11 protein-coding genes are annotated in these 13253 nt (G+C 62.7%); 3 read left to right on the top strand and 8 right to left on the bottom strand.

Features of this window, described 5'->3' with window-relative positions; genetic code table 11:
* Positions 1 to 17 precede the first annotated feature (17 nt).
* The 6 genes from HZB53_00435 to HZB53_00410 all read right to left on the bottom strand — a co-directional run bounded on the left by HZB53_00435 (position 18) and on the right by HZB53_00410 (position 5975).
* Positions 18 to 683, bottom strand: coding sequence for a response regulator transcription factor (locus HZB53_00435; protein MBI5876088.1), 666 nt, complete (start codon positions 681 to 683; stop codon positions 18 to 20).
* Entirely contained in the window at positions 658 to 2628 is a 1971-nt protein-coding gene (locus HZB53_00430; protein ID MBI5876087.1) for a GAF domain-containing sensor histidine kinase, read from the bottom strand. The genes HZB53_00435 and HZB53_00430 overlap by 26 nt, the downstream gene beginning before the upstream one ends.
* Positions 2629 to 3089: 461 nt before the next feature.
* Positions 3090 to 4424 (bottom strand): Ni/Fe-hydrogenase cytochrome b subunit, encoded by a 1335-nt coding sequence (hybB, locus tag HZB53_00425; protein ID MBI5876086.1) that lies wholly within the window; start codon positions 4422 to 4424, stop codon positions 3090 to 3092.
* A 41-nt stretch (positions 4425 to 4465) separates the two neighbouring features.
* Positions 4466 to 5383 carry a hydrogenase 2 operon protein HybA gene (gene hybA / locus HZB53_00420; protein ID MBI5876085.1) on the bottom strand — a complete coding sequence of 306 codons (918 nt, stop codon included), beginning with the start codon at positions 5381 to 5383 and terminating at the stop codon, positions 4466 to 4468.
* Between the two features lie 17 nt (positions 5384 to 5400).
* A complete protein-coding gene (locus HZB53_00415; protein MBI5876084.1) occupies positions 5401 to 5754 on the bottom strand; it encodes a hypothetical protein in 354 nt (117 codons plus the stop codon).
* Between the two features lie 35 nt (positions 5755 to 5789).
* Positions 5790 to 5975, bottom strand: a complete 186-nt coding sequence (locus HZB53_00410; protein ID MBI5876083.1) for a hypothetical protein — start codon at positions 5973 to 5975, stop codon at positions 5790 to 5792.
* Positions 5976 to 6554: 579 nt separating this feature from the next.
* Here HZB53_00410 and HZB53_00405 point away from each other — a divergent pair.
* The 3 genes from HZB53_00405 to HZB53_00395 all read left to right on the top strand — a co-directional run bounded on the left by HZB53_00405 (position 6555) and on the right by HZB53_00395 (position 8541).
* On the top strand, positions 6555 to 6905 hold the full coding sequence (locus HZB53_00405) for a winged helix-turn-helix transcriptional regulator (GenBank protein MBI5876082.1): 351 nt from the start codon (positions 6555 to 6557) through the stop codon (positions 6903 to 6905).
* A 94-nt stretch (positions 6906 to 6999) separates the two neighbouring features.
* A complete protein-coding gene (locus tag HZB53_00400) occupies positions 7000 to 7461 on the top strand; it encodes a hypothetical protein (protein ID MBI5876081.1) in 462 nt (153 codons plus the stop codon).
* Positions 7462 to 7611: 150 nt separating this feature from the next.
* A complete protein-coding gene (locus HZB53_00395) occupies positions 7612 to 8541 on the top strand; it encodes an SRPBCC domain-containing protein (protein MBI5876080.1) in 930 nt (309 codons plus the stop codon).
* Between the two features lie 291 nt (positions 8542 to 8832).
* Here the strand turns inward: HZB53_00395 and HZB53_00390 are convergent, their stop codons facing one another.
* Entirely contained in the window at positions 8833 to 9774 is a 942-nt protein-coding gene (locus tag HZB53_00390; protein ID MBI5876079.1) for a hypothetical protein, read from the bottom strand.
* Positions 9775 to 9814: 40 nt separating this feature from the next.
* On the bottom strand, positions 9815 to 12979 hold the full coding sequence (locus HZB53_00385; GenBank protein ID MBI5876078.1) for a transglycosylase domain-containing protein: 3165 nt from the start codon (positions 12977 to 12979) through the stop codon (positions 9815 to 9817).
* Between the last annotated feature and the right edge of the window lie 274 nt (positions 12980 to 13253).

Below are 13253 nucleotides of genomic sequence, written 5' to 3'. Positions count from 1 at the left end.
CAAAGGGTTCGCTGCGTTCAGCCGTTGTGATCTTCGATGTCGATCAAACCTTTGCGGATGGCGTATTTCACCAGATCGGTGCGGCTGTGGAGGTTGAGCTTGGCGAAGATGTTGGCGCGGTGCCGCTCCACGGTCTTCACGCTGATCGTCAGCCGCTGGCCGACCTCGGCATTGGACAGCCCGTCGGCGATCAGTTTCACCACCTCAAGCTCGCGCTCCGTCAGACCGTCGGATGGCGGCTTCGATTCGCCGCTGTCGGCGTGCTTCAGGTAGTCCTGCACCAGCGTGCGCGCCAGCGACGGGTACAGGTACATGCCGCCCTGCGCGACAGCGCGAATCGCGTTCAGCAATTCATCGGGCGCGGCGCGCTTGGGCACATAGCCGGACGCCCCGGCGTTCACCATCTCGAAGAAGTACTGCTCGCTCTCGTGCATGGTCAGCGCCAGGATCGCCGCTTGCGGCGCCAGCTTGCGGATCGCGCGCGTCGCTTCGAAGCCGAGCATATCCGGCAGCGTGATGTCCATCAATACCACGTCGGGCTGCAGTTCCTGCGCGCGACGGATGGCCTCGCCGCCGTTCTCGCATTCGCCGACAATCGCGAAGTCGCTCTGCGATTCCAGCAGCATGCGCAGGCCGGCGCGCATCAGCGCGTGGTCGTCAACGATCAGCAATCGGGTTGTCATCGTCGTCGGTGATGATTGTCTCATACGGCACACAGGCGGTCAAGCGGGCGCCGACGCCCGGCGCCGCCTGCACCGCGAGCGTGCCGTTCACTAACTGGGCGCGCTCCTGCATGCCAAGCAGGCCCCAGGCGCGGCGCTTGCCGGTTGCGGTCATCAGCGCGGCCGGCGCGAAGCCGACGCCGTCATCGCTGACCGTTAGTGTGACGGCGCTAGTCTGGAAGTCCAGTGTCAATGATGCGTGCGCCGCCTGTGCATGCCGTACGGTATTATTCAGCGCTTCCTGTGCAATGCGGTACAGCACCGTCTCCGCCTCGGGCCGCAGCCGCCGCCGCGCGCCGTTGATCTGCACGCTGACTGCCAGGCCGTGGCGCACTTCGATCTGTCGCGCCATTTCGCGCAGCGCGGCGGCCAGGCCGAGGTCGTCCAGCAGCGCCGGCCGCAGGTCGGCAATGAACTGCCGCAGATCCGTCACCGCGCTCGTGCTCATCGCTTTCAGGTTGTCGAGCCGGCGAAGCGCGGCCGGCGGATCGACCTCGATCAGGTTGGACAGCGACGTCAGACCCAGCCCCAGCGCGGTGAGCGTCTGCCCGGTCTGGTCGTGCAGATCGCGCGCCAGACGCTTGCGCTCCGCTTCTTGCGCGGTGACCACCCGCTCCAGCAACTGCCCGCGCAGCCTCTCCTTGTCCTGCACCTGGGCGTACAGTCGCGCATTGTCAATCGCAATAACCAGTTGGCCAGCCAATGTTTGCATGATCGCCAGATTGTCGAATGAGCCGGCATGCACAAGACAGAGCGCGCCGATATTGCCGTTCTGCGAGCGCAGCGGCAGGGCGACCACACCGAGCCCGCCGTCGATGTTACGGTAAGCGATCTCGCCCGACTCCACGGCGGTCTGGGCCGCAATCGTCTCTTGCGCGACATGGTCGGCGGTGTCGGCATCGCCGCGCCAGTGTGCAGCGCGCAGGACGAGCGTGCCGGCCTGCGGGTCGCGCAGAAAGATCGCGCCGGCGCGCACCGGATCGACGAGCATGACGATCCGCGCGATCGCTTCGTTCAGCAGGCGATTGAGGTCCAGCGTCGTGCCGAAAATGCGCGTCGTCTCGTATAGCACACTCAACTCGCGCGCTGCCTCCTGCTGCGTATCGAAGCGCGCGCGGTCCAGCTCGTCGAGCCGGCGGCCGTATTCGATTTCGAAGACGCGCATGACGCGGATGATGAAGACCGCCAGCATCACGACGACGCCGGCCTGCACAAACTGCGCCGGCACGCCGGTCAGGGCCAGAAACGTGCCGGTATTGAGTACCGAAGCGGGGAAGTACGGCGCCGGCGGCACGATAAACATGAGGAACGCATACCAGGCGAAGCCGAGCGCCGCGCCCAGCAGGTCGCCGCCCAACTGGGCGTAACCCTCGCGTTGGAACGCCCGCCGCTGCGCGAACATCGCAGCGCAGGCCAGCGCCGCGCCGAACACGCCGAGCAGGTAACGCGCCACAATGTCGGCCACAGTCCAGAAGAGCGGCTCGTCGCCGCTGAACGCGAACAGGCGGTAGAACGCCACGGCTACGGCGTAGCCGGCGAGGAAGACCGGCGTAACGCGCGCCCACGCCGAGCCCCGATCGGGCTCCAGCAGACCGACCAACTGCGCCGCAAACTCCAGCAGACAGGCCAGCGATCCAACCAGCAGAGCGATGCTGATGGCTTCGATGGCCGTGTATAACGGTGCTGACGGTCCCGCGCCGCCGATGAGCTGGAACATCTCGATCCACTCGTGCAGGCCGTGGGTCAGGCCGAAGGCAGCCAGAAACGGCAGCGCGCGCGACAGGGCGAGGTTGCTAGCGCGGCCGCTTTCCAGCGCGACGACGACGCCCGTGACGACGAACGCCAACCCGTAGATGCCGAAGATCAGCGGCAGGTTAGACTGGCAGAATGCGTTAAGGCCTTCCATTTTGCTCGCTGTGCAGAGACAGCTTTCCTTATTACATCATTACATATGAAGGTATCCGTCAGGTCAGATGAAGGTATCCGTCAGGTCAGAATTAACACTGTTTCAATTTGATCATGTCCCCATACCTGGTGGTAGGTGCGGTTGTCACCCCCTCATCCCCTGGCCCCTTCTCCCCCGCGCGCGGGGGAGAAGGGGAAAAGCTGATTGGGGATTGGTGCGGCGGCTTTGCCGCCGCGCCAATCCCCTTTGGCTCACTCCCCCTCCCAGCTTGGCTGGGAGGGGGCCGGGGGGAGGGCGGCGATTGCTATACAGTGCTGGCACATACAACAATCGCTTGGGGACATACTCATCACAAAATAGTATAAATCAAAAAGCGGTTGCAGACAGAAAAGCCGTGGAGGGCGGCTCTGTCGCTCTCCACGGCGCAAGGCGCTGCGTGCCTGCGGCGGCTTGTCGGCGAGCTATGCGTGTATCCCCTCATGCTCGCTCGGCAGCACCGGCAGGAACTTGATGGCCGCGACGTACACCGCGACGCCGAAGGTCACAATCGCCAGCGTCACGATCCACTCGGCCAGCGACGGCCAGTACACCACGCCCAGGGTCATTGTGTACTCGTAGAACCCGAAGACCGCCACGTTCATCCGGTTCAGCATGACACCGGCCACCACCAGCACCGCCGTCCAGAAGCGGGCGTCGGAGTTGACGCGGGTCAGCCGGCTGGCGAACAGCGCCAGCGGCACGGCAATGCCCGCGATCAATTCGAGCCAGACCAGCACGCTCGAGAAGTCGGGCGTCAGCAGGCGGGCGAGTTGGCCGCGCGCGCCCAGATCGCCGATCTTCAGCACGAGGTAAATGCCGAGCACGATCGCGGCCGGCTTCGTCAGCGCCGCCAGCAGATCGCTCTCCGGCTTGTGTCCGAACGCCTTGGCGCTCAACGAGCTTTCCACGATCACCATCGCGATGCCGACCGCCAGCGCCGACACGAAGAACAGGATCGGTAGGATCGGCGTGTACCAGAGCGCGCTCAACTTGGTCGGGAAGATCAGGTACAGCGAGCCGAGCGACGACTGGTGCAGGGTCGAGAGAATCACACCCAGCACGACCAGCGGGATGATGATGCGGTGCAGCAATTTCTGCGCCCAGACGATGTGCAGGCGCTCCCAGATGGCGGGGCTGAACTCCAGGAACAGCACGGTCAGGTAGAGGATGACGCACCACGCGACCTCGAACATGATCGAGTGCGGGTTCCACATGATGAACACGTGCCAGATGTTGTACCAGCGCCCGAGGTCCACCAGCAGCGCGAGCACGACGATCGTGTAGCCGAGCAGCGCGGTCAGGATCGCCGGTCGCAGGATCGGGCGGAAGCGCTCCAGGCGGAAGACATACACGGTCGCGGCGATTGAGAAGCCGCCGGCAGCCAGCGCGACGCCGGTCATCACGTCGAAGCCGATCCACAGACCCCAGGGTACCGTGTCGCTCAGAGCCGTGACCGTGCCGAGGCCCCAAAAGAAGCGCGCCAGCATGATGCCCGCCGCGGTGATCCACAGCAAGAGCGTGACGAGCGTCGTCATCGTCATGCGCGCCGAGAGTTCCGGCACGCGCAACCCAACGGGCACGCGCAGATGCAGGGCGAACTGCCGGAACGAGATGCGGCGGCGCACCGCTTCAGACGGCGCGAACCAGTGCCAGAGCGCCCAGCCCACGACATACAGGCCAGCCATCGGCAGCACAACGCGCAAGAGCAGCAGCAGCAGCAAAGCGGGGAAGTCGTTCCACAGTGAGTTGATATCCATAGGGCCTCCTCAAAGGCAGGTCTGCGCAGGCGTTGTGCGGCCTACGCCTCGGTTTCTGCGTTGTCGTGAGTTTCAGCGGGTGCTGCACCGCGCCGGTGGGTCAGCCACGAGATTGAGCCCATCAGCAGGCCGACGCCGACGGCAACCGCCGGGATCTTCTCCATGACCTGCCAGGTCAGATCGGGCAGGGCGGACTTGGGCAGCCTGGTGTTGAAGCCGAGCTTCTCAAACGGCACGCTGGACAGGTACATCACCGAGGTGCCGCCCACCTCGTCCAAGCCATAAATAGTCGGCACGTACTTGTCCGGCGCGTCCTTCACGCGCTTCTGTGCCTCGGCCACCAGCTCGGCGCGCGTGCCGAACATCAGCGCCCCGGTCGGGCACGCTTCGACGCACGCCGGCTGCTTGCCCTGCTCGACCCGGTCGTTGCACATCTCGCACTTGCGGATACGCGGGTTGGCCGAGTCCCACTCAAACTTCGGGATGCCGAACGGGCAGGCCGCCATGCAGTAGCGGCAGCCCATGCACTTGTCGGCATCATACAGCACCGGGCCGCGCGTCGTTTTCGTGATCGCGCCAACCGGGCAGACCGATGCGCACGCCGGCTCCAGGCAGTGCATGCACTGCTTCTTGACCGTGGCGAAGACCGGTTTCGCCTCGCTGCCGCCGGTACGGTGGAACTCGACCAGCGTGAACGTCGTATCCGAGAGCGCCTCCGGGAAAGTACGGTTGGCGGGCAATTTGGCGGCGTCGGGCGGCAGGCCGTTCTTCTGCTTGCAGGCCAACTGGCAGGCGCGACAGCCGACGCAGCGGGTGACGTCGATCAGGATGCCGACCTGCGCGGCGCCGACGCTGTCCAGGCTGCGTGCGATGGCCGCCTTATCAAACAGCGGCGTCGCCGAGAGCGCCAGCACACCGGCGCCGGCAGCTTTGAGAAACGTTCGTCGCGAGATATTCATATCATGGCCTCCGGTCTTCAGTGTTGGCTCGCCTGCCGCACCACCGCCGGCACGCCGTGCAGGTGCCGGCCTGTGTTCGTGTATAGCGGACAGGTGTAACATTCATGTTTCAGACCGTGCCCGCTGATCTGGAGGGCCAGCCAGCACGGCACGGCGGGTTGATGGCTATCGACGGCTCCCATGCCGAGCGCGCAGTTCGGATCGGTCAGCGCTGCGGCCGCGGAGTCGGCCGATCGGGATTCGGATTCACGCAGAACCTTTTGCAGCCACTGGCCCAGCATCCAGGTGAGCAGAATCGGCACGCCGACGCGCACGAAGAGCATGTAGCCAATGACCAGCACGTCCCGCGCTGTGCCCAGCCAGTCGAACATAGGCTTTGCCTCCGGGATAGCATCTGGTGCGGGCATTACGCCTGCGGCTGATGGGCGACCGGCGGGACGGTACGCGGCTCAGTCGCCGGCTTCGGCTCCAACACCTTGCGCAGCCATGCACCGCCCAACGTGGTGATCAACAGCGGGACGCCGATCCGCAATATAACCAGATAAGCGAGCACCAGCAGATCACGCAGAATGGCGATCAAGTCGAATGTCATAGGATTTGCCTCCTCGTTCCACGCCTGCCCCGGCGGATGGTCTGGCCGGTTCGTTTACTTCTACTATCTTTATATCGTACATGGCACTACAGGTTCAATCGAGTGTTTACTGCATCTTCGGGGAATGGAAAGGGCGCTGATGGGGTGCCGAGTGGGGTAAACGCTGTAGGGACGCCTACATGATCATGGTCATCAATTGCCCCAGCGAGGGACCGGCCGGGCGCCCGCAACCCCCCAAAGGGGGCGAGCAAGTCGGGGGCGCCTGCGCGATGAGCGCGTTGACCGCCTGCCTGATCTGATCGGCGGAACCGGGAAGGTGCGCTCATACTGAATCTTCACGAAGTCCATGCCGATCGCGCGGAAGTGCTCGATGTGCTTGTCGACCGCAGTCTGCCCGGCGTGAAACTGCGTGGGGAAGTGCAGGAAGAAGGCGACGGGTATGTACGGCTGCGGCCCGCGCGCGCCGGCGAAGTTTCTGGACAACTCCGCACGAAACCAGTGACATAGACTGTTTATTTCTCAAAATAAATACAATATATTCCTTGACAAGAATATTCCTATTGTGGTATACTAGCATCAATGAACGTAACGACATTAACTGCCCTAGCCGAGCCTAACAGGCTACGCATTATTGAACTGTTGCGCGACAAGCCCTGTTCTGTGGGTGAAATCGCCAACCGGCTTTCGCTTCGCCAGCCACAAGCGTCCAAGCATCTCCGGGTGTTGAGCAACGCCGGACTCGTCAAGGCCCGGCCAGTCACCCAACAGCGCATTTATCAACTGCAGCCCAAGCCGTTTGAGGAACTGGACGGCTGGCTGGAAACGTTCAGACGCATCTGGGATACGCGCTTCAACAAACTGGACGAGATTCTGCAGGATCTGCAGGAAGAGCAGAAACGGGATAGCAGCCAGGTCGACCAACGGCCATAGCACGCATGCCGATACTATTCACTCTAACCAAAATTGCTTTACAACCAATAATCAACAAGACGTAGAATTGTGACAAAACCGAAAGGGGACATCAATGCAAATGCCGACACCAGATTCTGCACTCAAGCGTCTAGATATACTAGTTGGAACATGGAAAATATCCGGTGACGCAAAGGGACAGATAGAATATAGATGGGCCGATGGCGGTTTTTTCCTTATCCAAGATGTTGACCTGGAGTACAATGGAAAACAGATAAGTGGTATTGAGATGATTGGACACCTTCAGAAAATAGGAGAGGAACCAAGTCGAGACATATGGTCCCGATTTTATCATTTCAAGGAAGGTTTGACACTTGATTACGTCTACGAGTTGGTTGATAACACGCTTACCATCTGGTTTGGTAAGAAAGGTTCAAACAACTTTTATAGTGGAACATTTAATGAAGACGGCAGCTCATTTAAGGGTGCCTGGCAATGGCCTGGTGGTGGATATAACATGGTCGCCAAAAAAGTAAAATGGGATAAGGCGGCAAAACACAACCAGTTGGTGAAGTAGCATTCTGAAGTGAGAGAATTTTCCGCGCCCGCCTGCACCCTCCGCAGTGGAACTCCCCGCCGCTTGCGGCGGGTTTTCATGACTGTTTCCAAGAGCGCTATGTAGAAGCGGGACCTCGCGGTTACCCGCGTTTTCGACGCGCCGGTCGAGTTGGTATCGAAAGCCTGGATCGATCCCCAGCTCGTGATGCGCTGGTGGGGGCCCAAGGGCTGTACGTCGCCCAGCGCCGTGATCGATTTTCGTGAGGGCAGCACATCGCTGGTCTGCATGCGTGCGTCCAGGGAGTTCGGCGGCCAGGACAGGTACAACACCTGGTCTTACAAGAAGATCGTACCAATGCAGCGCATCGAATTCATCCAGAACCTGGCCGACCAGGACGGCCATCTGGCTGTCCCTGTTAAGCTGGGTCTGCGCGCGGACTTCCCGCGGGACACACGCACGGTCGTGACCTTCAAGGCCATGGGCGACAAGACGGAAATGACCGTCACGGAATGCGACTGGACGCCGAGCCAGATGTTCGAGTACGCCGAGATCGGCTTGTACCAGTCGCTCGACAAGATGGTTGCGAGTCCAACCCCACGAGGAGGGGAAAGCATGAAACAGACCAAGATTACCGCAGCGCCAGACCAACTCACGGTCTTTATCACGCGGGAGTTTGCTGCACCGCGCGAGCTCGTGTTTCGGGCCTTCACCGAACCGCAGCTTTACACCCAGTGGCTCGGACCGCGCGGGTTCACGATGACTCTCGAGACATTCGAACCGAGAAACGGCGGCCGCTGGCGATACACCCACAAAGATGGTGACGGCCGCGAGCACGGTTTTCACGGGGTCTACCATGAGGTCACAGCGCCCGAGCGCATCATCCAGACATTCGAGTATGAAGGGTTGCCCGAACGAGGACATGCCGTGCTCGATGTGGCGCGATTTGAAGCGCTGCCGGGCAGCCGGACGAGGGTCACGATGCAGTCGGTCTTCCAGTCCATGGCGGACCGTGACGGCATGCTCCAATCCGGCATGGAGCGGGGCGTCAACGAGGGATTCGAGCGGCTCGACGAACTGCTCGCGAAGACCAAGCCGTAGTCTATCCGGCGACGGGATCGGTCACTTCGCGCCACCGCTGTCATAGCGATCCGGCGTCGGCTGGATCCGGGTGCTGATGCAAGCCACGGGCCGGATGATCACTCATCCGGCCCGTGGCTCTGTACCTGACATCGTGGATGACGGGCGGGTTCCGCAATCGCCGGCCAGCAACTCGCGACTAGCAGCTAGTGCATCTTTAACGAGGGCCTTGTGTGACAAATCGTCGTGCAGCGGCACATTTTCGTCGCGAATTAGCGCAAGCGGTCACACGACCAGGCCGCTAACGATGCACTAGCGACTAGCTGAATGCGCGGCATCAATCGCTGTCTTGAGATTCTCCCATGGCGTGTGATCAAGCACGGTGCAGTCGGCGCCCAGGATGAAGCGCTCCGGGGCTTGTGCGATAACGGCGTTGACCGCCTGCCGGATCTGATCGGGCGTGCCGTTCAGGATCACGCCTTTGCGCTCCAACCCGCCCATGTACGGGCGCTTGAACAACTCCGACACATCCTTCGGCGACAACTCGCGCCCACCCGCCTTGAGCGGCGTGTTGACGACGGTGCCCGGGTAGTCCAGGAACGGCGCAAAGTCGGCGTAGTCGAGGTGATAGTCGCAGACGTGCAGGATGTTGAACGGGCAGGTGCGGTCGATCTCGTTCATCATCGCCAGGTCGTACGGCCGGATCGTGCTGATGAACGTGCCGGGATTGGTCAGCCGCCCGGTCTCGCCGCCCTGCGTCGAGGTGTAGAAGCCGTCCACGCCGAGCCGCACGCACTCGCGCACGAAGCCGAGCAGGCTGTCGGCAATGATCTCCAGGCCCTTGCGCACCTGCGCCGGCTCGCGATTCAGATGGTCCACCAGGCGCGCTGGGGTCGCCGTCTGCCCGGCCAGCATGAACGGCGAGTAGAGCGTCATCACGACGGCCGCTTCACCATGCAGCGCCTGCACGATGCCTTTCACCGCTTCAAGCTGTCCGGCGTAGAAGTCGAGCCCGTAGCGCGGCATCTGCGCCCAGTCGGACGGCGACTCGATCTGCGGCAGAACCGGGAATGTGCGCTCGTACTGGATCTTCACGAAGTCCATGCCGGTCGCGCGGAAGTACTCGACGTGCTTGTCGACCGCGGCCTGCCCGGCGTGAAACTGCGCGGGGAAGTGCAGGAAGAAGGCGGCGGGGATGTACGGCTGCGGCCCGCGCGCGCCGGCGAAGTTCAGGATCGTTTCGCGTTTGTTCATTGGGTGTCCTTTGTTGTGGGTTACGTCGCGCCGGTTTGCATTAACTGTTGTACCGCCCGTGGTCGTCGCGCCGTTCCAGCGCCGGCGGCTCCTCGCGCCGCAGGTACGACGTCTTCTTCGGAGCGTGCGCAATGAACACGTTGATCTTCGGGCTTTCGGTCATATTGCCCGCCGCGTCGAACGCCTTGACGTACACCTGGTGCGTCTCAGTGTAGCCGAACGTGTCGGAGATGACCGTCATGCCGGTATTGAAGCGCTTGAGGTAGCGGCCGTTGGCCTGCGTGATCGTCTCGCTGACGGTCACTTCCACCTCGCTGCGCGTGCCGTCCGTGTTCGTGATCGTGTCGACGCGCTTCACGACCGGCTCGCCGGGCACCGGCCGTTTGTCCTGCATGGTGATTATCCAGCGGCGCGTGAACGGCGCGACGGTGCTGAAGCCGACTTGCTGGTCGTCGATGTAGAACTCGACGCGCTCCATGCTCAGGTTGTCGCGCGCGTCGGCCTGCAAGTTGATCCACTCTTTGTCTTCCATCAAGTAGATTTCATTGTTATTCGGGTTGAGCATGCGCACGGTCGGCGGCTTGTTGTCCACCTGCACCTGCACGCTGCTCTGCCTGCGCGTACCGTTGCCGTCCACCACGATCAGGTTCAGCGTGTACAGGCCGTCCAGATTGGACGTATCCCATGACTCCAATTGGCCGTTGTTGACCAGGTTGTTGTGGTTGCCGCCGATCTGGATCCACGACGTCGGGTCGAGCCCCGCGCCATATTCCAGGCGGTACAACTGGAACTCGCCGGACTTGGCGTTGCCCATGATCGGCACCATGCCGTGCACGTAGCCGTACGTCTTCGGCGCGATGATCGCGACGTCGCCGACCGTCTGGCCGGGGCCGTAGGTCGTATCGTAATCGGTGGGCGGCTGCGCGATGTTGTTCTCGCGCACCCAGTCGGCCGCTTCGGGCGGGTAGATCGCGAAGACCTTGGTTTCGACCTGGTCGGCCGGGCAGTAGACCGTCGCCAGCTTGCCGGTCGGCTTGCAGACGCGGTACGCCTGCCAGATATTGTCGGGCGTCTTGGGCTCGGTGCCCTGGATGAACAACTCCTTGACCTTGTTCGGGCAGTATGGCGTCGGCAGCAGGCCCGAGGTGGCGCACACTTCCACCGGCGCAATGCCTTGCGGCTGCTTGAACTGCTCGACCGGCATGTCCTTGAGCGCAAACTCCATGAAATCGTGCCAGATCGGCCCCGCGCCGGTCAGGCCGGTGGAGCGCTCCATCGACGAGTTGTCGCTGTTGCCGGCCCAGACGCCGATCACCAGTTGCGGGGTGAACCCGAGCGTCCAGTTGTCCTTGAAGTCGTTGGTCGTGCCGGTCTTGGCCGCCGCCGGGCGCGATAGCTTCAGCGCCGAGTTGGCCCCGAATGCCGCCGTGCGCGCCTGGTTATCCGACAGGATATCGCTCATCAGGTAGGTGATGCGCGGGTCAAGCACCTCTTTGATTTCCGGCTTCTTGTACTCGTACAGCAGTTCGCCGTTCGGGTCTTCGACGCGCAGGATCGACACCGGGTTGACTTCGCGATAGCCGGGCCGGCGGTCGGTCGACGGCACGGGCTGGCCCGCCATCGCGCCGGAGTTCGCCACCACGCCGTAAGCGTACGTCAGGTCGAGCAGAGACACCTCGCCGCCGCCCAGCGTCAGCGCCAGGCCGTACTGCTGTTTGTCGGTATCCAGCGTGTTGATGCCCATGCTGTGCGCCAGCGTGACGACCGGCTTGACGCCGACCAGCGAAAGCGTTTTGACGGCCGGCACATTGTATGAGCGCGCGATCGCCTGGCGCAGGCTCTGCGGGCCGTGGAACGTGCGGTCGTAGTTTTCCGGGACGTAGGGCGGGTTCGGCGGGTCGGGGAACGACTGCCGCACATCCATCAGCAGGGTCGCCGGCGTGTAGCCCTTTTGCAGCGCGGCGAGGTAGGTGAACAGCTTGAACGACGAGCCGGGCTGGCGGTTGGCCAGCGCAATGTTGACCTGCCCGTCGATCTGCCGATTGAAGTAGTCGATGCTGCCGACCATGGTCTTGATTTCGCCGGTGCGCGGGTCGATCGCGACGACGGCGGCGTTGGTGACGTTCTTCTTCTCCGCGGTCAGCTTGACGACCTGCTCGCGCGCCAGGCGCTCGGCCTCGTTCTGCCAATCCATGTCGAGCGTCGTCGTAACCTTGAGGCCGCCCTGGTACACGCGCTGCGCCCCGAACTGCTCTTCCAACTGCTTGCGCACGTAGAAGACGAAGTGCGGCGCGCTGATGTCGAAGACCTGCTCGTAGCACTTGATCGGCGTGAACTTGGCCTCGACCGCCTGCGTCTCGCTGATGTACCCCTCGCGCAGCATGGCGTCGACCGCCAGTTCGCGTTTGCGCTGCGCGTCGGCGCGCTGGGGGTTGTCGTCGCACGGGCTATTGGCCGCCGGGAACTGCGGCACGAGCGCCAGAGACACCGACTCCGCCAGCGTCAACTCCTCAACATGCTTGCCAAAATACGCCTGCGCCGCCGCTTCGACGCCGAAGGCCAGTCGCCCGTACGGAATCGTGTTCAGGTACATCTCCAGGATTTCGTCTTTGCTGAAGCGGCGGTTGGTCTCGATTGCCAGCACGGCTTCCTTGAGCTTGCGCTCGATGCTGACCTGGTAGCGCTCATCCGGCGCCATGACGACGTTGCGCACCAGTTGCTGGGTAATGCCGGACGCGCCCTGCACCTGCTCCCCGGTGAGCGTGCTGCGCGCGGCGCGCGCCAGGCCGATCGGGTCGATGCCGAAGAACGTGCCGCTGTCGTCGTAGAAACGCCGGTCCTCGTTGGCGACGACGGCATCGCGGAAATACTTGGGGATGCGGTTGAGCGGCACCCAGGTGCGGTTGCCGCCCTGCGGGTCGAACACTTCGTAGAGCAGCACCGTTCCGGTACGGTCATAAATGCGCGTGGTCTTGAATGCCTGCTGCGCCTGCCGGCCGATTTCGGATGCTGGCGGCAGCGTCGCGGCGTAGTTGGTGTACACGGCAAGCGTGGTGGTCACGCCCGCGCCGAGCAGCCCGAGGAAACTGACCAACAGGGCCACGGCCAGGATGAGAAACACGCGCACCCAGATCATGTTGCGGCCGGCCGGGCGGTGGCGCCGGCGCTGGCGCGACTGAATAAAGCGGATCTTGTTCGAATCCAAACGCAATTCCTTCCCGCGCACAGCGCGTGGATACGCGGCATGACCACAGCCGCGCAACAACTTCCGATTCTAGCACCGTAACCTGAGCCGGAGAAATATGCTGCCGATGCGGCGCAGGACTGTTTATCGGAGCGCGCCAACCTGCCGGGAATATGTATCCAGCCGGTGTAACGTTACCGCAATTTGAGACGTTATCTATTCTGAGCGCGGTGTCGTTGTTCTGCCTCGTCTGCCGTCTCCGCCGATTGATGTCTCCAAGCATGGGTGGCGCGTG

The sequence above is a fragment of the Chloroflexota bacterium genome, from assembly GCA_016235055.1.
GTDB lineage: Bacteria > Chloroflexota > Anaerolineae > JACRMK01 > JACRMK01 > JACRMK01.
Note: the sequence above shows the minus strand (reverse complement) of the source record. Positions and strands in the feature narration are given on the sequence as shown.